Genomic DNA, 22,576 nt, shown 5'->3' on the forward strand with positions numbered 1-22,576 from the left:
ATGGCTCTGAACGCCCGCCTCGACCACCGCAACCCGCTCGTGTTCGACACACACGAGCTGGGGCGGCGTCCTGGCGCGCTCCAGCGCCTGACCCGCACGATCGACGCGCCCAAGGACCTCGGTCTGCAGGACGTCATCGGAGTGCCGGAGGGCGCCCCGGTGGAGCTCGAACTCCGGCTCGAGTCGGTCATGGAAGGGGTGCTTGTCACAGGCACCGCCCGTGCACTGGCCAAGGGGGAGTGCGTAAGGTGTCTGGAGCCGCTTCAGCTCGACCTCGAAGCGGACTTCCAGGAGATGTTCTCGTACCCTGACGCCGATGAGCGGGGCCGCCCGAAGGCGGAGCCCGACGACGACGTCGAGGACGACGAGGACAGGCTCTTTCTCGAGGACGGCCTGTTCGACCTCGAACCCGTGCTGCGTGACGCGGTAGTGCTCGCACTGCCCATGCAGCCGGTGTGCCAGGACGACTGTCCCGGCCTGTGCTCCGAGTGCGGAGCCCGGCTGGCGGACGACCCGGACCACCACCATGACGCCGTCGACATCCGTTGGGCGGCACTGCAGGGACTCGCCGGTTCACTCGAAGACGGCGAGAAGGACGAGATGAGCGGCGGCGCGCTTCCATCAGCGCACGTCGACGAGAAGCAGGAGAAGTAGCCGTGGCTGTTCCGAAGCGGAAGATGTCGCGCAGCAACACGCGCCACCGCCGGTCGCAGTGGAAGGCTGCGGTCCCCACCCTGGTTGCGTGCGAGCGCTGCCACGAGCCCAAGCAGCAGCACATCGCGTGCCCGTCTTGCGGCACCTACAACAAGCGCCAGGTCCTCGAGGTCTGAGCGGCTGGTGAGAGGCACTGTGTCCACGCCTAAGAAGAACGCTGCGGACAACACAGCCTCGTCCCACACGCTGTTGGAAGGGCGGCTCGGGTACAAGCTCGAGTCCGCCCTTCTGGTGCGTGCGCTGACCCATCGGTCGTACGCGTACGAGAACGGCGGTCTGCCGACGAACGAGCGCCTTGAGTTCCTCGGGGACTCCGTGCTCGGTCTCGTCGTCACCGACACGCTGTACCGAACCCACCCCGACCTGCCCGAAGGCCAGCTGGCCAAGTTGCGGGCCGCGGTGGTCAACTCGCGTGCGCTGGCGGAGGTCGGCCGCGGGCTCGACCTGGGTTCCTTCATCCGGCTCGGCCGCGGTGAAGAGGGCACGGGCGGCCGGGACAAGGCGTCCATTCTCGCCGACACCCTGGAAGCGGTGATCGGCGCGGTCTATCTCGACCAGGGTCTGGAATCGGCGGCGGAGCTGGTGCACCGCTTGTTCGACCCCCTGATCGAGAAGTCCTCGAATCTCGGAGCCGGCCTGGACTGGAAGACCAGTCTCCAGGAGCTCACCGCGACCGAGGGGCTCGGCGTGCCCGAGTACCTGGTCACGGAGACCGGCCCCGACCACGAGAAGACCTTCACTGCTGCCGCCCGCGTCGGAGGCGTCTCGTACGGCACCGGCACCGGCCGCAGCAAGAAGGAGGCGGAGCAGCAGGCCGCGGAATCCGCGTGGCGGTCCATCAGGGCCGCGGCGGACGAGCGCGCCAAGAAGGCGGCCGCCGAAGCCGCCACGGTGGACGCCGACGAGGCATCCGCCTCCGCCTGAGAGACATCGGCCGAGGCCTCCGCCTTCGCCTCTGAGAGATCGTCGGCGCGAGCGCCCGTACCCGGAACCGGGGCGGGCGCTCGGGTCGTACACCGGCTCGTACGGGGGATCCCATGCCCGAGTTGCCCGAGGTCGAGGTCGTCCGGCGCGGTCTGGAGCGGTGGGTCGCCCACCGGGCCGTCGCCGACGCCGAGGTACTGCATCCGCGCGCGGTACGGCGGCACGTCGCCGGCGCCGACGACTTCGCGCACCGGCTGAAGGGGCACCGCATCGGCGTCCCGAGCCGGCGCGGCAAGTATCTGTGGCTGCCGCTGGAGGACACCAACCAGTCGGTCCTGGCCCACCTCGGCATGAGCGGCCAGCTCCTCGTCCAGCCGCACGAGGCACCGGCGGAGAAGCACCTCAGGATCCGGATCCGGTTCGCCGACTCGCTCGGCACCGAACTCCGCTTCGTCGACCAACGCACCTTCGGTGGACTGTCGTTGCACGACAACACCCTGGACGGGCTGCCCGACGTCATCGCGCACATCGCCCGTGATCCGCTCGACCCGCTCTTCGACGACGAGGCGTTCCACCAGGCCCTGCGCCGCAAGCGCACCACCATCAAACGGGCCCTGCTCGACCAGTCGTTGATCTCCGGCGTCGGCAACATCTACGCGGACGAGGCCCTTTGGCGCTCCCGGCTGCACTACGACCGGCCGACTTCGACCTTCACCCGCCCGCGCAGCCTCGAACTCCTGGGCCACGTACGGGATGTGATGAACGCGGCCCTCGCGGTGGGCGGCACCAGCTTCGACAGCCTGTACGTGAACGTGAACGGCGAGTCGGGCTACTTCGACCGGTCCCTGGACGCGTACGGCCGTGCGGACCTGCCGTGCAAGCGGTGCGGTACGCCGATGCGCCGGCGCCCGTGGATGAACCGGTCGAGCTACTTCTGCCCGAAGTGTCAGAGGCCGCCGCGCGTCTCGTCGTAACGCGCACGCGCCGCGAGCACGTCGTCCATCCGGCCCTCCACCAGGTGGATCAGGCCCAGCAGCCGCTCGGCCACGTCATGGCCCAGCGGCGTCAGTTCGTAGTCCACGCGCGGCGGGTTGGTGGGCTGCGCGTCGCGGTGCACCAGGCCGTCGCGCTCCAGCGCGTGCAGGGTCTGGGACAGCATCTTCTCGCTCACGCCGTCGATCCTCCGGCGCAGTTCGTTGAAGCGCAGCGAGCCCTCGTGCAGGGCACCGAGCGTGAGCGCGCCCCAGCGACCCGTCACATGCTCCAGCGTGCCGCGCGAGGGGCAGGCCTTCGCGAACACGTTGTACGGCAGGTCCCTGTCCGCCGTGCGCTCCTGAGTGATGTCCATCCCTGAAGCGTACTCCAGCACAGCGCTAACCAGCGGGTTGCACTAACTAAAAGTTAGTGCTTTCATTTCGGCATCGTCAGTGACCTGCCCACTTGCCCATTCCAGGAGCGCTCATCGTGACCACCCCCGTTGTCTCCATCGCCTACCACTCCGGCTACGGCCACACCGCAGTCCTCGCCGAGGCCGTACGCTCCGGTGCCGCCGAGGCCGGGGCCGAGGTGCATCTGATCAACGTCGCCGAGATCACCGACGAGCAGTGGGCGGTCCTCGACGGCTCCGACGCCATCGTGTTCGGCTCGCCCACCTACATGGGCACCGCGTCCGGCCCCTTCCACGTCTTCGCCGAGGCCACCTCCAAGCGCTGGTTCGGCCAGGACTGGAAGGACAAGCTGGCCGCCGGCTTCACCAACTCCGGCTCCAAGAGCGGCGACAAGCTGCACACCCTGCAGTTCTTCCAGATCCTCGCCGCGCAGCACGGCATGCACTGGATCAACCTCGGCCTGCACCCGGGCTGGAACAACAGCGAGGGCTCCGAGCACGACCTCAACCGGCTCGGCGTCTTCGCGGGCGCGGCCGCGGCGACCAACGTCGACGAGGGCCCGGACGCCGTCCACAAGGCGGACGTGGCGACCGCCGAGCACCTGGGGCGCCGGGTCACGGAGACCGCCCGGGCGTTCGCGCGGGGCCGGACCGCCGCCGCCGCGTAGCCGAACACACGTGAGGGCTCCCACCCGGTCACCGGATGGGAGCCCTCACGTGTACGTGCGTCTAGTAGCCGAAGTTCTGCGTCCACCAGGGTCCGCCGGACCCCATGTGGACGCCGACGCCCAGCGTCTTGAAGTCGCAGTTCAGGATGTTGGCCTTGTGGCCGGGGCTGTTCATCCAGGCGTCCATCACCGCGGCCGCGTCGGCCTGGCCCCGGGCGATGTTCTCGCCGCCGAGGTCGGTGATGCCCGCCTTGGCGGCACGGTCCCAGGGGCTCGCGCCGTCCGGGTCGGTGTGGTCGAAGAAGCCCCGCGCGGCCATGTCCTCGCTGAAGGCCTGGGCCAGATCGGACAGCGCGCTGTTCGCGGCGACCGGGCTGCAGCCGACCTTCGCCCGCTCCTCGTTGACGAGCTTGAGCACCTGGGCAGCGGCGGCGGCCTCCTCCGAGAGCTTCGCCGGAGCCTCGGTCGGCGCCGCCGGCTCCTTGGTGGCGGTCTTCGACGGCGTGGCCTTCGGCTTCTTGCTCGGCGTGGCCTTCGGCTCCTTCGTCGGGGCCTTGGTCGGCGTGGCCGAGGCGGTCTTCGTCGGCGCGGCCGACGGAGAGGCGGACCGCTCCTGGTCCCGGCTGGCCGGCGTGCTCTCGTCCTCCCGGCTCTCGGCGCTGCCGGAGGTGCCGCCCTGCTCGCTCGGCGTGCTGGTCGGGGAGTCGGCGGACTGGACCGTGTCGCCGCTGCCGCCGCCGAGGGTGTAGTTGTCGCCGCCGGGCAGTACGCCGGTGGCGACCGCGACGGTGCCGATGGCCACCGCGGCGGAGACGCCGAGCAGACCGGTGCGCACCGGCGTGACGGCCTTCTTCTTCTTGCGGCGGTTCGGGCGCTCGCCCCGGGGGCCGTCCTCGGGCGTGAAGCCGTCGCTCGCGAAGCCCTCGCTCGCGAAGACCGCGGTGTCGGTGAACCGGTCGTCCTCGGGCGAGAAGAGATAGGCCTCGGTCTGGCCGTAGGCGCCGGCGTAGGCGTCCTGGTGGAGATAGGGGGCGATGCCCACCGCCCCGTCCGGGCCCGGCTCCGGGTACGAGTGCAGCGGGTCGTGGCTCCTCGCAGAGGAACCGTCCGTGTGATTGACCCCCGTGGCGCGGCCCGTGGCGGCGCGGCCGGCGGCGGAGCGTCGGTGGCGTCCCATGTCCTGGCCTTCCTCGTCCGTGCGGTCGACTCGTCCTTAGCGATCAACCAAAGATCACCGAAACTCGCTAGATCGGGTGAAGATTCGATCAAGTGGGTTTCATATGAGATTCATTGGGTCGGGACGGTACCGCATGACGCCGGGTGTGGAAGTGCCCAGTGGGACATTGGGCGGTTAGGTTGCACTCATGAGCGAGGATGTTCGGCTGGTTGCCTGGGTGCGGGGACGTGTCCAAGGTGTGGGTTTCCGCTGGTTCACGCGTGCCAAGGCACTCGAGATCGGCGGGCTGAGTGGTTTTGCTCTCAATTTGGACGACGGACGGGTCCAGGTGGTCGCCGAAGGCCCCCGCACGGGTTGTGAGGGACTGCTCGACTGGCTCGAGGGTGACGACACGCCCGGGCGCGTCGACGGCGTCACCGAGATCTGGGACACACCTCGCGGGGGATACGACGGCTTCGCCATCCGGTGATCACGGGCGCCGGCCGTCCCCGCCGAAGCCGTGGATTCTGCCACCGGCACCTGCCCGGGACAGAAAGGAGCAGGTGGTTGCCGAGAAACGCTTGCGCTGGCAGGCTCCGCACGTAAGGATGATCGCCACGCCCTCAGGGCCCCGCAGGAGTCGCAGCGCCGCCGATCCGGCCGCGCGCCCCCGGGATGCCCGTCAATACGGGGCGTGATCGTGTTGACCGTCAAACTTTTTGGTGAGACGCTGAAAGCCCCGCGCACCTTAGCTGTTTGGCATGTAAGAACGGCAGCAAGAACTCAAGAGTGCCAAGCACCGTGGGTGCGAATCCCTCACGACCCACACCGCTTCGGTCGGTCACTCATTGTGGAGGACCATCCATCATGGCAAAGGCGCTTCTCGGTTACGTCGGCGGCTCCGACCCGCGACTCCTCGCCGAGATGCGACGGCTCCAGCAGCGCGTACAGGACCTGGAATCCGAGCTTGTACGGATCCAGGCGGAGAACGACGCGCTGACGGCTGCCGCTTCTCACGACAGTCTCATGGAGAGCATCGACGCACACCAGGCGGAGCCTGCGCTCACCTGATCGCTGCACTGCTCCACGACAGCACACGCAGCGGTTGGGCTGCCTGTATCAACCGCTAAGTTGTCAGAAGTTGCAAGGGACGCTTCGGCGTCCCTTCTTTCTTGCCCCCGCGCATCCTTTCAGACTCTTTAACGTCTGGTGTGCCCTGCGCGTTCATGGGCGAAACCGCGGGTTCATGGAGTGAGACATCGCCGGAAGGTAGAGTCCAGCGGCGTGCACCTCAAGGCCCTGACCCTCCGCGGGTTCAAGTCGTTCGCCTCGGCGACCACACTCCGGTTCGAGCCGGGCATCACGTGTGTCGTCGGACCGAACGGCTCGGGCAAGTCCAATGTCGTGGACGCGCTCAGCTGGGTCATGGGGGAGCAGGGCGCGAAGTCGCTGCGCGGCGGCAAGATGGAGGACGTCATCTTCGCCGGCACCACCGGGCGCCCGCCGCTCGGCCGGGCCGAGGTGTCGCTGACCATCGACAACTCCGACGGGGCACTGCCCATCGAGTACGCCGAGGTCACCATCACGCGGATCATGTTCCGCAACGGCGGCAGCGAGTACCAGATCAACGGCGACACCTGTCGTCTGCTGGACATCCAGGAGCTGTTGAGCGACTCCGGCATCGGCCGCGAGATGCACGTCATCGTCGGACAGGGCCAGCTCGACTCCGTCCTGCACGCGGATCCGATGGGCCGCCGAGCCTTCATCGAGGAGGCCGCCGGTGTCCTGAAGCACCGCAAGCGCAAGGAGAAGGCGCTGCGGAAGCTCGACGCGATGCAGGCCAACCTCGCGCGTGTGCAGGACCTGACGGACGAACTCCGGCGCCAGCTCAAGCCGCTCGGCCGCCAGGCCGCCGTCGCCCGCCGGGCCGCCGTGATCCAGGCGGACCTCCGCGACGCCCGGCTCCGCCTCCTCGCCGACGATCTCGTACGGCTCCGCGAGGCGCTGCAGACCGAGGTCGCCGACGAGGCCGCCCTGAAGGAACGCAAGGAAGCCGCCGAGCAGGAGCTGAAGAAGGCGCTCCAGCGCGAGGCGCTCCTGGAGGACGAGGTGCGGCAGCTCACCCCGCGCCTCCAGCGCGCCCAGCAGACCTGGTACGAGCTCTCGCAGCTCGCCGAACGGGTCCGCGGCACGATCTCGCTCGCCGACGCCCGTGTGAAGAGCGCCACTTCCGCACCCCCCGAGGAGCGGCGCGGCCGCGACCCCGAGGACATGGAGCGCGAGGCCGCCCGGATCCGCGAGCAGGAGGCCGAGCTGGAAGCGGCCCTGGAGGCGGCCGAGCACGCCCTGGACGACACGGTCGCCCACCGCGCGGAACTGGAACGCGAGCTCGCTCTCGAGGAGCGGCGCCTGAAGGACGTGGCCCGGGCCATCGCCGACCGCCGCGAAGGGCTCGCCCGGCTGAACGGCCAGGTCAACGCGGCCCGTTCGCGCGCCGCGTCGGCCCAGGCGGAGATCGACCGCCTGGCCTCGGCCCGGGACGAGGCACAGGAGCGGGCCGTCGCCGCGCAGGAGGAGTACGAGGCGCTGAAGGCCGAGGTCGACGGCCTGGACGCGGGCGACGCCGACCTGTCCGAGCAGCACGAGACGGCGAAGGCGGCGCTGGCCGAGGCGGAGGCGTCTCTGTCGGCGGCCCGGGAAGCGGCCACCGCCGCGGAACGCAAGCGCGCGGCGACCCAGGCCCGCCACGAGGCGCTGGCCCTGGGCCTGCGGCGCAAGGACGGCACCGGCGCGCTGCTGGGCGCGAAGGACCGGCTGACGGGCCTGCTGGGCCCGGCGGCGGAACTCCTCACGGTGACCCCCGGCTACGAGGTCCCCCTGGCGGCGGCCTTCGGAGCGGCGGCCGACGCCGTCGCCGTGACGTCACCGGCCGCCGCGGCGGAAGCGATCCGCCTGCTGCGGAAGCAGGACGGGGGACGGGCCTCGCTGCTTCTGTCGGGGGCACCGGAAACGCCGGGCAGGGGCGCGGGGAACTGCGCGACCGGCCACGAAGCACCCGCACCCGCCGGACGAGATCACGCGGCAGATCTGGTCCGCGCCCCCTCCGACCTCATGCCCGCCGTACGACGCCTCCTCCAGGACATCGTCGTCGTACAAACCCTCGAGGACGCCGAAGACCTCGTCTACGCCCACCCCCACCTCACCGCGGTCACGGCAGAAGGCGACCTCCTGGGAGCCCACTTCGCCCACGGCGGCTCCGCGGGCGCCCCCAGCCTCCTGGAAGTACAGGCGTCCGTCGACGAGGCAGCGGCCGAGCTGGAAGAGCTGGCGGTGAGGTGTGAGGAGCTCACCGCCGCACAGCAAGAGGCAGGCGAGCGACGCAAAGAGGCCGTCGTCCGAGTCGAGGAACTCGCCGACCGGCGCCGGGCCGCCGACCGCGAGAAGTCGACCGTGGCCCAGCAGCTCGGCAGGCTCGCCGGACAGGCACGAGGCGCCGCCGGTGAGGCCGAGCGCTCCACCGCGGCGGCGGCCCGTGCGCAGGACGCCCTCGACAAGGCCCTCGAGGAGGTCGAGGTACTGGCCGAGCGGCTCGCCGTCGCCGAGGAGATGCCGGTCGAGGAGGAGCCCGACACCTCCGTACGGGACCGGCTCGCCGCCGACGGGGCCAACGCCCGCCAGACGGAGATGGAGGCCCGCCTCCAGGTCCGTACCCACGAGGAACGCGTCAAAGGCCTCGCGGGCCGGGCGGACTCGCTCGACCGCGCCGCCCGTGCCGAACGCGAGGCTCGCGCGCGTGCCGAGCAGCGGCGGGCCAGACTCCGGCACGAGGCGGCCGTCGCGGAAGCCGTCGCTTCCGGCGCCCGGCAGCTCCTCGCGCACGTCGAGGTGTCCCTCGGCCGGGCCCAGGAGGAACGGGCCGCCGCCGAGGCCGCCAAGGCCCAGCGGGAGCGGGAGCTGACCGCCGCGCGGAACACCGGCCGGGACCTCAAGGCCGAGCTGGACAAGCTCACCGACTCCGTGCACCGCGGTGAGGTGCTCGGCGCCGAGAAGCGCATGCGGATCGAGCAACTGGAGACCAAGGCGCTGGAGGAACTCGGCGTGGAGCCCGCCGGGCTCGTCGAGGAGTACGGCCCCCACCAGCTCGTACCGCCGTCCCCGCCCGCCGAGGGCGAGGAGCTGCCCGAGGATCCGGAGCATCCGCGCAACCGGCCCAGGCCCTTCGCGCGCGGCGAGCAGGAGAAGCGGCTGAAGGCGGCCGAGCGGGCGTACCAGCAGCTCGGCAAGGTCAATCCGCTGGCCCTGGAGGAGTTCGCGGCGCTGGAGGAGCGGCACAAGTTCCTCAGCGAGCAGCTGGAGGACCTGAAGAAGACCCGCGCCGATCTGCTCCAGGTCGTCAAGGAGGTCGACGAGCGCGTCGAGCAGGTCTTCACGGAGGCCTACCGGGACACCGCCCGCGAGTTCGAGGGCGTCTTCAGCCGGCTCTTCCCGGGCGGCGAGGGGCGGTTGATCCTGACCGACCCCGACAACATGCTCACCACCGGCGTGGACGTCGAGGCGCGTCCGCCGGGCAAGAAGGTCAAGCGGCTCAGCCTGCTCTCCGGCGGCGAGCGGTCGCTGACCGCCGTGGCGCTGCTGGTGTCGATCTTCAAGGCCCGGCCCAGTCCGTTCTACGTCATGGACGAGGTCGAGGCCGCCCTCGACGACACCAACCTCCAGCGCCTGATCCGCATCATGCAGGAGCTGCAGGAGGCCTCGCAGCTGATCGTGATCACCCACCAGAAGCGGACCATGGAGGTCGCGGACGCGCTGTACGGCGTCTCCATGCAGGGTGACGGTGTGTCGAAGGTCATCTCCCAGCGCCTCCGGTGACCATTCAGCAGACCTTTCACCCGCACTTCTTCAACTCTTGAACACAACTCACCTCGTCGTGCCTCCAAAGTCACAGCAGATGAACTATTGACTTCGAAACTTGAAGGCATAGGGTCTGCAACGTTGCTTTTACCTTCGACCACTCGAAGGGCTCACCCCCCACCCGGCAGCGTTGCCGGTGGCACGAGGAGTACTACGTGACCAGCACAGCGCAGGCACCCCAGTCAGGAGCGAAGGCGGCGCACCCCGAACATCTCGGGCACGTCGTCTTCATCACGGCCGCAGCCGCCATGGGCGGATTCCTGTTCGGCTACGACAGCTCCGTCATCAACGGCGCCAACGGCGGCATCCAGGACAGGTTCGACCTGAGCTCCGGGGCCACCGGTACGGTCGCCGCCTGCGCCCTGCTCGGCAGCGCGGTCGGCGCGGCAGTCGCCGGCCGGATCGCGGACCGCATCGGCCGTATCCGCGTCATGCAGATCGCGGCGGTGCTGTTCGCCGTGTCGGCCGTCGGCTCGGGTCTCCCCTTCGCCGCCTGGGACCTCGCCGCCTGGCGTGTGCTCGGCGGCATAGCCATCGGTATGGCCTCGGTCATCGGCCCCGCCTACATCGCCGAGGTCGCCCCGCCGGCCTACCGCGGCCGGCTCGCCTCCTTCCAGCAGGCCGCCATCGTGATCGGCATCGCCGTCTCCCAGCTCGTCAACTGGGCCATCCTCAACATGGCCGACGGCGAGGAGCGCGGCAAGATCGCGGGCCTGGAGTCCTGGCAGTGGATGCTCGGCGTGATGGTCGTGCCGGCCCTCGTCTACGGCCTGCTGTCCTTCGCCATCCCCGAGTCCCCGCGCTTCCTGATCAGCGTCGGCCGGGTCGACGAGGCCAAGAAGGTGCTCGCCGACGTCGAGGGCGACATCGACCTCGACGCCCGGGTCGCCGAGATCGACGAGGCCATGCGCAGCGACCACAAGTCGACGTTCCGGGACCTGCTCGGCGGCAAGTTCGGCCTGCTGCCCATCGTCTGGATCGGTATCGGCCTGTCCGTCTTCCAGCAGCTGGTCGGCATCAACGTCATCTTCTACTACTCGAACCTGCTGTGGCAGTCGGTCGGCGTCGACCCGTCGAGCTCGTTCTTCTACTCGTTCGAGACCTCGATCATCAACATCATCGGTACGGTCATCGCGATGATCTTCGTCGACCGGATCGGCCGCAAGCCGCTGGCGCTGATCGGTTCCGTCGGCATGGGCATCTCGCTGGCGCTGGCCGCCTGGGCCTTCTCCTACCAGAACGGCAACGACCCGCTGCCGACCGCGCAGGGTGCCGTGGCGCTGATCGCCGCCAACGCGTTCGTGCTCTTCTTCGCCCTGTCCTGGGGTGTCGTGGTCTGGGTCATGCTCGGTGAGATCTTCCCGAACAAGATCCGCGCCGCCGCGCTCGGCGTGGCTGCCTCGGTCCAGTGGATCGCCAACTGGGTCATCACGATCACCTTCCCGGACCTCTCGGAGTGGAACCTGTCGCTCACCTACGTCATGTACGCGGTGTTCGCCTTCCTCTCCATCCCCTTCATCCTCAAGTTCGTGCCCGAGACCAAGGGCAAGAAGCTGGAGGAGATGGGCTGATCCCGGACTCCCCGGCCCCCCGGCCGGCTCCGGCCCCCGGACTCGGGGAGAAGGGCCAAGTCCCCGCTGCCCTCCTCCTCGTCTCATGAAAAGACGTACTGCCCCGGCTCAGTCAGGTGAGCCGGGGCAGTACGGCTTCGCAGAACAGCCGCAGGCTCCGCCAGCCCTCCTCCAGCGGCATGCCCCCGCACAGCGGATGCAGCACGAGGTTGTCCAGGCCTCGTGCCACGCACTCCTCGGGTGTCAGGACCCGGTACACGCCCTCCGTGCGCAGCTCGGCCACCGAGCCCGCCCCGGAGCGGACCGCCGACCGGATGTCGCCGGACTGCCAGGAGGCGTACGTCCGCGCCTCGTGCAGGAAGTGCTCGCCGTACTCGGCCCAGGTCCGGTCCGGGTCCTCGGCGAGATGCAGCAGCGGCGTCTCGGCGGCCGGCATCATCGTCCAGCCCTCGGTGCCGTACTCGGTGAGCCGCTCCTTGTAGTACGCCTCCAGCTCCGGCAGATGCGCGCTGGGGAAGAACGGCAGGCCGAGGCGGGCGGCCCGGCGTGCGGCGGCCTTCGAGGAACCGCCCACCAGCAGCAGGGGGTGCGGCTCGGTGAAGGGGCGCGGGGTGATCCGTACCGTACGGCCGCGGTACTCGAAATCCTCGCCGGTCCACGCCTTCAGCAGGGTCTCCAGCAGTTCGTCCTGGAGCCTGCCGCGCCGCTTCCAGTCCACGTCGAAGATCGCGTACTCCTCGGGGCGGTACCCGATCCCGGCCACCGTCACCAGGCGTCCGCCGCTGATCAGGTCCAGTACGGCGATGTCCTCGGCGAGTCGCAGCGGGTCGTGCAGCGGGCCGATGATCGCCGAGACCGTGACCGCGAGGCGCTTCGTCGCGCCGAACACGGCCGCCGCGAAGGCGAACGGCGACGGCAGCCAGTTGTTGTCGGTGCCGTGGTGCTCCTCGGTCTGGACCGTGGTGACGCCGTGCTCGTCGGCGTACGCGGCCATCTCCAGGGCGGTCCGGTAGCGCGCGGCGAGCGCGGCGGGGGCCGCGCCGGGCGCGACGAGGTTGAAGCGGACGACCGTGACGGGCATGGGGGTCCCCCTTCACCGGGCGGGTGTGGGGGAGGACGTTAGCTGACGGTGTGTCAGACATCCAGAGGGGTGTCGCCGTACTCCATGGCTGATACTGGACCCGTTATGGACATCGTCATCCTTGCTGTAGTCATCGCCGTGGTCGTGCTCGGCGCGCTCGGCGGGCTCATCGTCGGCAGCCGGCGCAAGAAGCAGCTGCCCCCGCCGCCCCCCGCAGCGCCCGACATCACCGCCCCTCCGGCCGAGCCGCACGTCGGCGACGAGGCCGAGACGCCGCGCGACGAACCGCGCCGGACGATAGAGGAGGTGGATCTTCCCGACGGATCGACCGGGGTCGCCGTCGAGGAACCGCCGGTCGTCGAGGAACTCCCGCCGACCGAGATCGAGGTTCCGGAGCCCACCGCGGGCCGCCTGGTCCGGCTCCGTGCCCGCCTGTCCCGCTCCCAGAACGCCCTCGGCAAGGGCCTGCTCACGCTGCTCTCGCGCGAGCATCTGGACGAGGACACCTGGGAGGAGATCGAGGACACGCTGCTCACCGCCGACGTCGGCGTGCAGCCCACCCAGGAGCTGGTGGACGGGCTGCGCGAGCGCGTGAAGGTGCTCGGCACCCGGACCCCCGAGGAGCTGCGCGGCCTGCTGCGCGAGGAGCTGCTCAAGCTGGTCGGGACCGACATGGACCGCACCGTGCGCACCGAGCCGGAGGACCGCAAGCCGGGCATCGTGATGGTCGTCGGGGTCAACGGCACCGGCAAGACCACCACCACCGGCAAGCTCGCCCGGGTGCTGGTCGCCGACGGGAACACCGTCGTCCTGGGCGCCGCGGACACCTTCCGTGCCGCCGCCGCCGATCAGCTCCAGACCTGGGGCGAGCGGGTCGGCGCGCACACCGTGCGGGGTCCGGAGGGCGGCGACCCCGCCTCCGTCGCCTTCGACGCGGTGAAGGAGGGCAAGGAGCTCGGCTCCGACGTCGTCCTCATCGACACCGCGGGCCGGCTGCACACCAAGACCGGTCTCATGGACGAGCTCGGCAAGGTCAAGCGGGTCGTGGAGAAGCACGCGCCGCTCGACGAGGTGCTGCTCGTCCTGGACGCCACCACCGGGCAGAACGGTCTGGTCCAGGCTCGGGTCTTCGCCGAGGTCGTCGACATCACCGGCATCGTGCTGACCAAGCTGGACGGTACCGCCAAGGGCGGCATCGTGGTCGCGGTGCAGCGCGAGCTGGGCGTGCCGGTCAAGCTGATCGGTCTGGGCGAGGGCGCGGACGATCTGGCACCGTTCGAGCCGGAGGCCTTCGTGGATGCGCTTATCGGCGACTGAGACCCCGCCGCCGACGAAGAAGCGCCCGCCTCCTCGAGGGACGGGCGCTTCGCTATGCCGGGGTGCTGACGTCGGGGTGCTGTTGTCGGGGGGCGGCGCGATGCTGCCCGGGACCGGCGTTCCGCTATGCCCGGGACCGGTGCGCCACGTACGCCAGTGTGCCCAGGAGCAGCCGTGCCGCCGGTGGCTTTGTCGCCGTGTCCAGGGCGGGGGAGCGCAGCCAGCGGACCGGGCCCTGGCCGGCTCGGTCGGACGGTGGGGCGGTGACGAAGGTGCCGGGGCCCAGGCCGCGCAGGTCGAGGGAGGTCGGGTCGTCCCAGCCCATGCGGTAGAGCAGCTCGGGAAGCTCGGCGGCGGCGCCGGGGGCGACGAAGAAGTGGGCGCGGCCGTCGGGCGTGGCGGTGACCGGGCCGAGGGGCAGGCCCATGCGCTCCAGGCGGGCCAGCGCGCGGCGCCCGGCCGCTTCGGCCACCTCGATCACGTCGAACGCCCGGCCGACCGCCAGCATCACCGCGGCGCCCGGGTACTCGGCCCAGGTCCGGCTGACCTCGTCGAGGGTGGCGCCGGCCGGGACCCGGGGGGCGAAGTGCAGGGGGTGGGCGCCCGGGTCGGGGCAGTCCGCCCGGCCGCACGAGCACGCGCCCGCCGCCGCCCGCGCACCCGGCACCACGTCCCAGCCCCACAGTCCGGTGAACTCGGCGACGGCGGTGCACTCCGACGACCGGCCGCGTCGACGCGTGCCGGAGCGGATCTCGCGGATGCCGGCGATCGTGAAGCCCATGCCCCCTCCAACGGGTCCGGCGCGCCTGTGGTTACGACGCGGATGCGGGTCGTGACCCTCTGTGTCCACCTTCGGTCTTCTCGCGCCCGGCTCCACGCATTCCGGGCGGCGCTCGGGAGCGCCCCGGGTCGCGCGCTCGGCGGTGCGCGCCCCTGAGTGCATCGCTCCGCCCACTCCCGGCCGGTCTATGTCAAGTGAATCGCGTGGAGGCGTACGTGAGTTCATTCGAAGGGGTGGCGAATGGTGGCGTTTCCGGGATCGCCATGGCTGGACCCGTGATCGTAGGATTACTTTGAGTGCACGAGTCCTGAGGGCACATGCACTTGCGGGTATGCCGGAGGCAACTCGGCTTTCCGTTCGAAGGGTGAGAACTTCCGGACGGGGAGCCGTATTTACCGGCATTCTGATAGGGCTTGGCGCACTCGGTGACAAGTGGTCCAAGGGATGGGGGCGTTCCAGTGAGCGGCAACAGCGGAAGCGGCACGAGCGCTACGAACGCCGACAAGCGGCCGAACGAACTGCTCACTTCCTGGTTCGTGCGCAGCGGCTGGTCGAAGGGCGAGCTCGCCCGCCAAGTCAACCGCCGGGCCCGCCAGTTGGGCGCCAACCACATCTCCACCGACACCTCCCGGGTCCGCCGCTGGCTGGACGGCGAGAACCCGCGCGAGCCGATCCCGCGGATCCTGTCCGAGCTGTTCTCCGAGCGGTTCGGCTGCGTCGTCTCCGTCGAGGACCTCGGCCTGCGCGCCGCCCGCCAGTCACCGTCGGTGTCCGGAGTGGACCTGCCCTGGACGGGCCCGCAGACCGTGGCCCTGCTCAGCGAGTTCTCGCGCAGCGACCTGATGCTGGCGCGGCGCGGCTTCCTCGGGACCTCGCTCGCCCTGTCCGCGGGCCCCTCCCTCATCGAGCCGATGCAGCGCTGGCTGGTCCCCTCCCCGACCGCCGGGCGCACCGAGCCCGAGCCCCCCGCCCAGGTCCGCCGCGGCCGGCTCTCCAAGCCCGAGCTGGAGCTGCTGGAGTCCACCACCGTGATGTTCCGGCAGTGGGACGCCCAGTGCGGCGGCGGCCTGCGGCGCAAGGCGGTCGTAGGACAACTGCACGAGGTGACCGACCTCCTTCAGGAACCGCAGCCCGAGTCCACCACCCGCAAGCTGTTCAAGGTGGCCGCCGAACTCGCCGAGCTGGCCGGGTGGATGTCGTACGACGTCGGGCTCCAGCCCACCGCGCAGAAGTACTTCGTGCTCGCCCTGCACGCCGCCAAGGAGGCCGGCGACCGGCCGCTCGGCTCGTACATCCTCTCCAGCATGAGCCGCCAGATGATCCACCTCGGCCGGCCCGACGACGCCCTGGAACTGGTCCACCTCGCCCAGTACGGCAGCCGCGACTGCGCGAGTCCGCGCACCCAGTCGATGCTGTATGCGATGGAGGCCCGCGCGTACGCCAACATGGGCCAGCCCGGCAAGTGCAAGCGGGCGGTGCGGATGGCCGAGGACACCTTCGGCGAGGCCGAGGAATGGGACGAGCCCGACCCCGACTGGATCCGCTTCTTCTCCGAGGCCGAGCTCTACGGCGAGAACTCGCACTCGTACCGCGACCTCGCCTATGTCGCGGGCCGCAGCCCGACCTACGCCTCGCTCGCCGAGCCGCTGATGCAGCGGGCCGTCGACCTGTTCGCCAAGGACTCCGAGCACCAGCGGTCCTACGCGCTGAACCTCATCGGCATGGCCACCGTCCATCTGCTCCGACGCGAGCCCGAGCGCAGCGCGCAGTACGCGACCGAGGCCATGCAGATCGCCAAGAAGGTGCGCTCGGAGCGCGTCAACACCCGGATCCGGAAGACGGTCGACACGGCCGTACGCGATTTCGGTGATCTGCACGAGGTCGTGGACCTCACGGACCGGCTCGCCGTGGAACTCCCGGAGACCGCGGAAGCCGTCTGAATCCCAAGAACCCCGGCCGCGGCCGGCCCTCCCGAACTGCCCGACTCGGCTCCCCCATGCCAGGTCATCGGAAGGCCGTCCGCGGCCGGCCCATACCTTCAACCGAAGGTTGCGCCACGATAACGATCGACGGGCCCTGAATCCGGCAGTTCATCGATGCGTAACACCCATGGCGCCTTCGTCACGGCGGCGAAACAACGAGGGGCTTCCACCGAAACCGCGCTGCGCCAATCTCATGGCGCATAACCGGCCCACCCCTCAATCCGCTCAGGCTTCGCCCGCACGGGGCCGTACCAACGACGAGGAGACGCCGATGGCACCAGCCATCACGCTTGCCGCAGAGACGGAGCTCTCTGCCGCCAACACAGGCTTCATGCTCATCTGCTCCGCCCTGGTGATGCTCATGACCCCGGGACTCGCCTTCTTCTACGGAGGCATGGTCCGCGTCAAAAGCACCCTGAACATGCTGATGATGAGTTTCATCAGCCTGGGGATCATCACCATCCTGTGGGTGCTCTTCGGGTTCTCCCTCGCCTTCGGTGACTCGCACGGCGGGCTCATCGGCTGGACCTCCGACTACGTCGGACTCAGCGGGGTCGGCAACGCCGAACTGTGGGACATCTACAACATCCCGGTCTATGTCTTCGCCGTGTTCCAGCTGATGTTCGCGATCATCACCCCCGCCCTGATAAGCGGTGCGCTCGCGGACCGCGTGAAGTTCAGCGCCTGGGCGCTGTTCATCACCCTGTGGGCCTGCGTCGTGTACTTCCCGGTCGCGCACTGGGTCTGGGCGCCGAGCGGCGGCTGGGCCTTCGACCTCGGCGTCATCGACTTCGCCGGCGGTACGGCCGTCCACATCAACGCCGGTGCCGCGGCCCTCGGCGTGATCCTGGTCATCGGCAAGCGCGTCGGCTTCAAGAGGGACCCGATGCGCCCGCACAGCCTCCCGCTGGTCATGCTCGGCGCCGGGCTGCTGTGGTTCGGCTGGTTCGGCTTCAACGCCGGTTCCTGGCTCGGCAACGACGACGGCGTCGGATCCCTGATGTTCGTCAACACGCAGGTCGCCACCGCCGCCGCCATGCTGGCCTGGCTCGCCTACGAGAAGATCCGGCACGGCGCGTTCACCACGCTGGGCGCCGCCTCCGGCGCGGTCGCCGGTCTGGTCGCCATCACCCCGTCCGGCGGTGCGGTCTCGCCGGTCGGCGCCATCGCGGTCGGCGCCATCGCCGGTCTGCTGTGCGCCATGGCGGTGGGCCTGAAGTACAAGCTCGGTTACGACGACTCGCTCGACGTCGTGGGCGTTCACCTGGTCGGCGGCATCGTCGGCTCCCTGCTCGTCGGCTTCTTCGCCAGCGGCAAGGGCCAGTCCGAGGTCGAGGGTCTCTTCTACGGCGGCGGCCTGGAGCAGTTCTGGAAGCAGTGCGCCGGTGTCGGTGCCGTCCTCGCCTACTCCTTCGTGGTCTCCGCCCTCCTCGCCTTCGTCATCGACAAGACCATGGGCATGCGGGTCTCCGAGGACGACGAGGTGGCCGGCATCGACCAGGCCGAGCACGCCGAGACCGCATACGACTTCAGCGGTGCCGGCGGCGGTGCCGCCCGGACCGCCGCCCCGGCCCCGGTCGCCGACACTGCGAGCAAGAAGGTGGACGCATGAAGCTCATCACCGCCGTCGTCAAGCCGCACCGGCTCGACGAGATCAAGGAAGCCCTCCAGGCCTTCGGCGTGCACGGCCTGACGGTCACCGAGGCCAGCGGCTACGGTCGGCAGCGGGGCCACACCGAGGTCTACCGCGGCGCCGAGTACACCGTCGACCTGGTCCCGAAGATCCGTATCGAGGTGCTGGCCGAGGACGACGACGCCGAGCAGCTGATCGACGTCATCGTCAAGGCCGCCCGCACCGGCAAGATCGGTGACGGCAAGGTCTGGTCCCTGCCGGTCGAGACGGCCGTACGGGTCCGCACCGGCGAGCGCGGGCCTGACGCGCTCTGATCGGACGCGCATAAAAACAGGAACAGGAGTCGCTGGGTGACGAGTACGGACGTACAGCAAGAAGCAGAGGACTCGGGACCCAGCGGCTATGCGGCGGCCCGGCTGCGCCTCCTCACCGAGGGGGCGCGGTCCGGGCCGCCGCGCCGTACCGCCCTCGCGGAACTCACCGACGACTGGCTCGCCGGCCTGTTCGCCGCCGGAGCCGAGGGGCTGCGCGGGGTCTCCCTGGTCGCCGTCGGGGGGTACGGCCGTGGCGAGCTGTCGCCGCGCAGCGATCTGGACCTGCTCCTGCTGCACGACGGCGCCGACGCGGACGACGTCGCCGCCCTGGCCGACCGGATCTGGTACCCCGTCTGGGACCTCGGGCTCGCCCTCGACCACTCGGTACGCACACCCGCCGAGGCCCGGAAGACGGCCGGGGACGACTTGAAGGTCCAACTCGGTCTCCTGGACGCCCGCCACATCGCGGGCGACCTCGGTCTGACGGCGGGCCTGCGGACGGCGGTCCTGGCCGACTGGCGCAACCAGGCGCCCAAGCGGCTGCCCGAACTCCAGGAACTCACCGCCGAACGCGCCGAGCGCCAGGGCGAGCTGCAGTACTTGCTGGAACCCGACCTCAAGGAGGCCCGGGGCGGACTGCGGGACGCCACGATCCTGCGCGCCGTCGCCGCGTCCTGGCTGGCCGACGCCCCGCGTGAGGGCCTCGACGCCGCCCGGCGCCGACTGCTCGACGTGCGGGACGCCCTGCACCTGGCCACCGGGCGCGCGACCGACCGGCTCGCGCTCCAGGAACAGGACCAGGTCGCGGCCGAGCTGGGCCTGCTCGACGCCGACACCCTGCTGCGGCAGGTGTACGAGGCGGCGCGGGTGATTTCGTACGCCAGTGACGTCACCTGGCGTGAGGTGGGGCGCGTGCTGCGGTCGCGCGCCGTACGACCGCGGTTGCGCGCCATGCTGGGCGGCGGCAAACCGGTCGCCGAGCGCTCCCCGCTGGCCGAGGGCGTCGTCGAACAGGACGGCGAGGTCGTGCTCGCCCGCGCCGCGCGCCCCGAGCGCGACCCCGTGCTGCCCCTGCGCGCCGCGGCCGCCGCCGCGCAGGCCGGACTCCCGCTCTCCCTGCACGCCGTACGGCGGCTGGCGGCCACCACCCGCCCCCTGCCCACGCCCTGGCCCGCCGAGGCCCGCGAACAGCTCGTCACCCTGCTCGGCTCGGGGCGCCCCACGATCGAGGTCTGGGAGGCGCTGGAGGCGGAAGGCCTGATCAGCCGCCTTCTCCCGGACTGGGAGCGGGTGCGCTGCCGCCCCCAGCGCAACGCCGTGCACATCTGGACCGTCGACCGGCACCTGATCGAGACCGCGGTACGCGCCTCCGAGTTCACCCGGCGCGTTCAGCGCCCCGACCTGCTGCTGGTCTCCGCGCTGCTGCACGACATCGGCAAGGGCTGGCCCGGCGACCACTCGGTGGCCGGGGAGATCATCGCGCGCGATGTCGCGGCCCGCATCGGATTCGACCGCGAGGACGTCGGCGTACTCGCCGCTCTCGTACGGCATCACCTGCTGCTCGTCGACACCGCCACCCGGCGCGACCTGGAGGACCCGGCCACGGTCCGCGCGGTCGCCGACGCGGTCGGCACCCAGTCCACGCTGGAGCTGCTGCACGCGCTGACCGAGGCGGACGCGCTGGCCACCGGTCCCGCAGCCTGGTCTGCCTGGCGCGGATCCCTCGTCGCCGACCTGGTCAAACGCGTCTCGGCCGTGCTCGCCGGGGACGCCCCCGCGGAGCCGGAGGCCGCCGCGCCCACCGCCGAGCAGGAGCGGCTCGCCATCGAGGCCGTCGCCACCGGCAGCCCGGTCCTGGCCCTGCGCGCCCAGACCGAACCCGCGACGGACGACCAGCCGGCCGGGGACCCGGAACCGCTCGGCGTGGAGCTGCTGATCGCCGTGCCGGACCAGCCGGGCGTGCTGCCCGCGGTCTCCGGCGTCCTCGCCATGCACCGCCTCACCGTGCGCACCGCGGAACTGCGCGCGCTGGACCTCCCCGACGGGGTCGAGGGCTCGGTCCTGCTGCTGAACTGGCGGGTCGCCGCGGAGTACGGTTCGCTGCCGCAGGCCGCCCGGCTGCGCGCGGACCTGGTTCGGGCCCTGGACGGCAGTCTGGACATCGCGGGCCGGCTGGCGGAGCGGGACGCGGCCTATCCCCGCCGCCGGGGCGTGGTGGCGCCGCCGCCCAGGGTGACGGTCCACCCGGCCGCCTCCCGCCTGGCCACGGTCATCGAGGTCCGCGCCCAGGACGCCCCCGGACTGCTCTTCCGGATCGGCCGGGCCCTGGAGGACGCCCGTGTGCGGGTCCGCAGCGCGCACGTGAGCACGCTGGGCGCGAACGCCGTGGACGCGTTCTATGTCACAGGCCCCGAAGGCGCCCCACTCCCGCGTGAGGAGGCCTCGGCGGTGGCCCGGAAACTGGAGGAAACCCTGCGGGGCTGAACAGGGATCCCGGCGACCGGTGTCGCCGGGATACCCTGGAGGGCGATTCCCAGCTGCCACCGACCCCGAGGACCGCGAGCGCCGTGTTCGATACTCTCTCCGATCGCCTCTCAGCGACTTTCAAGAACCTGCGCGGCAAGGGACGGCTCTCCGAGGCGGACATCGACGCCACCGCGCGCGAGATCCGGATCGCGCTCCTCGAAGCCGACGTCGCCCTGCCGGTCGTGCGGACCTTCATCAAGAGCGTCAAGGAGCGGTCGCTCGGTGCCGAGGTCTCCAAGGCGCTGAACCCGGCGCAGCAGGTCCTGAAGATCGTGAACGAGGAGCTCGTCACGATCCTCGGCGGTGAGACCCGGCGCCTGCGCTTCGCCAAGCAGCCGCCCACCGTGATCATGCTGGCGGGTCTGCAGGGTGCCGGTAAGACCACCCTCGCGGGCAAGCTCGGCCGGTGGCTCAAGGAGCAGGGCCACTCCCCGCTGCTGGTCGCGTGTGACCTTCAGCGGCCGAACGCCGTGAACCAGTTGAGCGTCGTCGCCGAGCGCGCCGGCGTCGCGGTCTACGCCCCGGAGCCGGGCAACGGCGTCGGCGACCCGGTCAAGGTCGCCAAGGACTCCATCGAGTTCGCGAAGTCGCGGGTCCACGACATCGTCATCGTCGACACCGCCGGCCGCCTGGGCATCGACCAGGAGATGATGCAGCAGGCCGCGGACATCCGGGACGCGGTCTCGCCGGACGAGATCCTCTTCGTCGTCGACGCGATGATCGGTCAGGACGCGGTCAACACCGCCGAGGCCTTCCGCGACGGCGTCGGCTTCGACGGCGTGGTGCTCTCCAAGCTCGACGGCGACGCCCGCGGTGGTGCCGCCCTGTCGATCCGGCAGATCACCGGCAAGCCGATCATGTTCGCGTCGAACGGCGAGAAGCTCGACGAGTTCGACGCCTTCCACCCGGACCGGATGGCCTCCCGCATCCTCGACATGGGTGACCTGCTCACCCTGATCGAGCAGGCGGAGAAGACCTTCGACCAGGCCGAAGCCCAGAAGATGGCGGAGAAGCTGGCCTCCAAGAAGGGCCAGGACTTCACCCTCGACGACTTCCTGTCCCAGATGGAACAGGTCAGGAAGATGGGCTCCATCTCCAAGCTGCTCGGCATGCTGCCCGGCATGGGGCAGATCAAGGACCAGATCAACAACCTGGACGAGCGGGACGTCGACCGCACCGCCGCGATCATCAAGTCGATGACCCCGGCCGAGCGCCAGGAACCGACGATCATCAACGGCTCGCGCCGCGCCCGCATCGCCAAGGGCTCCGGGGTCGACGTCAGCGCGGTGAAGAACCTGGTCGAGCGGTTCTTCGAGGCCCGCAAGATGATGTCCCGCATGGCCCAGGGCGGCGGTATGCCGGGTATGCCCGGGATGCCGGGCATGGGTGGCGGTCCCGGTCGCTCGAAGAAGCAGCCGAAGAAGGCCAAGGGCAAGCAGCGCTCCGGCAACCCGATGAAGCGCAAGCAGCAGGAGCAGGAGGAGGCGGCGCGGCGCGCGGCGGCGGCCCAGGGCGGCGCGTTCGGCGTGCCCGGTCAGCAGGCTCCGCAGGACTTCGAACTCCCCGACGAGTTCAAGAAGTTCATGGGCTGACATCCGGCTCCACGACAAC

The 22,576-nt window shown here is 70.5% G+C and carries 19 protein-coding genes; 15 read left to right on the plus strand and 4 right to left on the minus strand.

Annotated elements, in window-relative coordinates; genetic code table 11:
- From AC068Z_RS31770 to mutM, 4 genes are all read left to right on the plus strand, one after another.
- Positions 1-654: a YceD family protein gene (locus tag AC068Z_RS31770; RefSeq protein WP_478563364.1), complete on the plus strand. Its 654-nt coding sequence runs from the start codon at positions 1-3 to the stop codon at positions 652-654.
- Positions 655-656: 2 nt separating this feature from the next.
- Positions 657-830, plus strand: a complete 174-nt coding sequence (gene rpmF, locus AC068Z_RS31775) for a 50S ribosomal protein L32 (RefSeq protein WP_003951102.1) — start codon at positions 657-659, stop codon at positions 828-830.
- 7 nt (positions 831-837) lie between these two features.
- The gene (gene rnc / locus AC068Z_RS31780; RefSeq protein ID WP_478563367.1) at positions 838-1,638 is read left to right on the plus strand and encodes a ribonuclease III; all 801 of its coding nucleotides are present in this window, start codon (positions 838-840) and stop codon (positions 1,636-1,638) included.
- Between the two features lie 113 nt (positions 1,639-1,751).
- Positions 1,752-2,612, plus strand: coding sequence for a bifunctional DNA-formamidopyrimidine glycosylase/DNA-(apurinic or apyrimidinic site) lyase (gene mutM, locus AC068Z_RS31785; protein ID WP_478563370.1), 861 nt, complete (start codon positions 1,752-1,754; stop codon positions 2,610-2,612).
- Here the strand turns inward: mutM and AC068Z_RS31790 are convergent.
- On the minus strand, positions 2,585-2,986 hold the full coding sequence (locus tag AC068Z_RS31790; protein ID WP_478563373.1) for a winged helix-turn-helix transcriptional regulator: 402 nt from the start codon (positions 2,984-2,986) through the stop codon (positions 2,585-2,587). The genes mutM and AC068Z_RS31790 overlap by 28 nt on opposite strands.
- Positions 2,987-3,102: 116 nt before the next feature.
- Here AC068Z_RS31790 and AC068Z_RS31795 point away from each other — a divergent pair, with 116 nt between their 5' ends.
- Positions 3,103-3,693 (plus strand): flavodoxin family protein, encoded by a 591-nt coding sequence (locus AC068Z_RS31795; RefSeq protein WP_478563376.1) that lies wholly within the window; start codon positions 3,103-3,105, stop codon positions 3,691-3,693.
- Between the two features lie 61 nt (positions 3,694-3,754).
- Here the strand turns inward: AC068Z_RS31795 and AC068Z_RS31800 are convergent, their stop codons facing one another.
- Positions 3,755-4,870, minus strand: coding sequence for a CAP domain-containing protein (locus AC068Z_RS31800; protein ID WP_478563379.1), 1,116 nt, complete (start codon positions 4,868-4,870; stop codon positions 3,755-3,757).
- A gap of 187 nt (positions 4,871-5,057) precedes the next feature.
- Here AC068Z_RS31800 and AC068Z_RS31805 point away from each other — a divergent pair, with 187 nt between their 5' ends.
- From AC068Z_RS31805 to AC068Z_RS31820, 4 genes are all read left to right on the plus strand, one after another.
- Entirely contained in the window at positions 5,058-5,339 is a 282-nt protein-coding gene (locus AC068Z_RS31805) for an acylphosphatase (protein WP_478563382.1), read from the plus strand.
- A gap of 377 nt (positions 5,340-5,716) precedes the next feature.
- The gene (locus AC068Z_RS31810) at positions 5,717-5,920 is read left to right on the plus strand and encodes a hypothetical protein (RefSeq protein WP_009327638.1); all 204 of its coding nucleotides are present in this window, start codon (positions 5,717-5,719) and stop codon (positions 5,918-5,920) included.
- 213 nt (positions 5,921-6,133) lie between these two features.
- Positions 6,134-9,718: a chromosome segregation protein SMC gene (gene smc / locus AC068Z_RS31815; RefSeq protein ID WP_478563385.1), complete on the plus strand. Its 3,585-nt coding sequence runs from the start codon at positions 6,134-6,136 to the stop codon at positions 9,716-9,718.
- 197 nt (positions 9,719-9,915) lie between these two features.
- Positions 9,916-11,331 carry a sugar porter family MFS transporter gene (locus AC068Z_RS31820; protein WP_478563388.1) on the plus strand — a complete coding sequence of 472 codons (1,416 nt, stop codon included), beginning with the start codon at positions 9,916-9,918 and terminating at the stop codon, positions 11,329-11,331.
- A 112-nt stretch (positions 11,332-11,443) separates the two neighbouring features.
- Here AC068Z_RS31820 and AC068Z_RS31825 read toward each other — a convergent pair whose 3' ends face one another.
- Entirely contained in the window at positions 11,444-12,412 is a 969-nt protein-coding gene (locus AC068Z_RS31825; RefSeq protein WP_478563391.1) for an LLM class flavin-dependent oxidoreductase, read from the minus strand.
- Positions 12,413-12,517: 105 nt separating this feature from the next.
- On the opposite strand from AC068Z_RS31825, the gene ftsY reads away from it, so the two are divergent.
- Positions 12,518-13,729, plus strand: a complete 1,212-nt coding sequence (gene ftsY, locus AC068Z_RS31830) for a signal recognition particle-docking protein FtsY (RefSeq protein WP_478563394.1) — start codon at positions 12,518-12,520, stop codon at positions 13,727-13,729.
- A 124-nt stretch (positions 13,730-13,853) separates the two neighbouring features.
- On the opposite strand, the gene AC068Z_RS31835 is transcribed toward ftsY, so the two are convergent.
- On the minus strand, positions 13,854-14,510 hold the full coding sequence (locus tag AC068Z_RS31835) for a bifunctional DNA primase/polymerase (RefSeq protein ID WP_478563397.1): 657 nt from the start codon (positions 14,508-14,510) through the stop codon (positions 13,854-13,856).
- Between the two features lie 458 nt (positions 14,511-14,968).
- Here AC068Z_RS31835 and nsdA point away from each other — a divergent pair, with 458 nt between their 5' ends.
- From nsdA to ffh, 5 genes are all read left to right on the plus strand, one after another.
- Positions 14,969-16,450 (plus strand): transcriptional repressor NsdA, encoded by a 1,482-nt coding sequence (gene nsdA / locus AC068Z_RS31840; RefSeq protein ID WP_478563400.1) that lies wholly within the window; start codon positions 14,969-14,971, stop codon positions 16,448-16,450.
- A gap of 313 nt (positions 16,451-16,763) precedes the next feature.
- Entirely contained in the window at positions 16,764-18,104 is a 1,341-nt protein-coding gene (locus AC068Z_RS31845) for an ammonium transporter (RefSeq protein WP_478563403.1), read from the plus strand.
- A complete protein-coding gene (locus AC068Z_RS31850) occupies positions 18,101-18,439 on the plus strand; it encodes a P-II family nitrogen regulator (protein ID WP_003997576.1) in 339 nt (112 codons plus the stop codon). Before AC068Z_RS31845 ends, AC068Z_RS31850 begins: the two co-directional genes overlap by 4 nt.
- Positions 18,440-18,475: 36 nt before the next feature.
- Positions 18,476-20,923, plus strand: coding sequence for a [protein-PII] uridylyltransferase (locus AC068Z_RS31855; protein ID WP_478563406.1), 2,448 nt, complete (start codon positions 18,476-18,478; stop codon positions 20,921-20,923).
- An 83-nt stretch (positions 20,924-21,006) separates the two neighbouring features.
- On the plus strand, positions 21,007-22,557 hold the full coding sequence (ffh, locus tag AC068Z_RS31860; protein ID WP_478563409.1) for a signal recognition particle protein: 1,551 nt from the start codon (positions 21,007-21,009) through the stop codon (positions 22,555-22,557).
- The last annotated feature ends 19 nt before the right edge of the window (positions 22,558-22,576 follow it).

The sequence above is a fragment of the Streptomyces sp. NPDC043726 genome, assembly GCF_056436565.1.

What these genes read in the sequence shown, in the direction of transcription:
- AC068Z_RS31770 (WP_478563364.1), top strand. Translation starts at nt 1, where the DNA reads ATGGCTCTGAACGCCCGCCTCGACCACCGCAACCCGCTCGTGTTCGAC.
- mutM (WP_478563370.1), top strand. Translation starts at nt 1,752, where the DNA reads ATGCCCGAGTTGCCCGAGGTCGAGGTCGTCCGGCGCGGTCTGGAGCGG.
- AC068Z_RS31790 (WP_478563373.1), bottom strand. Translation starts at nt 2,986, where the DNA reads ATGGACATCACTCAGGAGCGCACGGCGGACAGGGACCTGCCGTACAAC.
- AC068Z_RS31800 (WP_478563379.1), bottom strand. Translation starts at nt 4,870, where the DNA reads ATGGGACGCCACCGACGCTCCGCCGCCGGCCGCGCCGCCACGGGCCGC.
- AC068Z_RS31805 (WP_478563382.1), top strand. Translation starts at nt 5,058, where the DNA reads ATGAGCGAGGATGTTCGGCTGGTTGCCTGGGTGCGGGGACGTGTCCAA.
- AC068Z_RS31810 (WP_009327638.1), top strand. Translation starts at nt 5,717, where the DNA reads ATGGCAAAGGCGCTTCTCGGTTACGTCGGCGGCTCCGACCCGCGACTC.
- AC068Z_RS31825 (WP_478563391.1), bottom strand. Translation starts at nt 12,412, where the DNA reads ATGCCCGTCACGGTCGTCCGCTTCAACCTCGTCGCGCCCGGCGCGGCC.
- ftsY (WP_478563394.1), top strand. Translation starts at nt 12,518, where the DNA reads ATGGACATCGTCATCCTTGCTGTAGTCATCGCCGTGGTCGTGCTCGGC.
- AC068Z_RS31835 (WP_478563397.1), bottom strand. Translation starts at nt 14,510, where the DNA reads ATGGGCTTCACGATCGCCGGCATCCGCGAGATCCGCTCCGGCACGCGT.
- AC068Z_RS31845 (WP_478563403.1), top strand. Translation starts at nt 16,764, where the DNA reads ATGGCACCAGCCATCACGCTTGCCGCAGAGACGGAGCTCTCTGCCGCC.
- AC068Z_RS31850 (WP_003997576.1), top strand. Translation starts at nt 18,101, where the DNA reads ATGAAGCTCATCACCGCCGTCGTCAAGCCGCACCGGCTCGACGAGATC.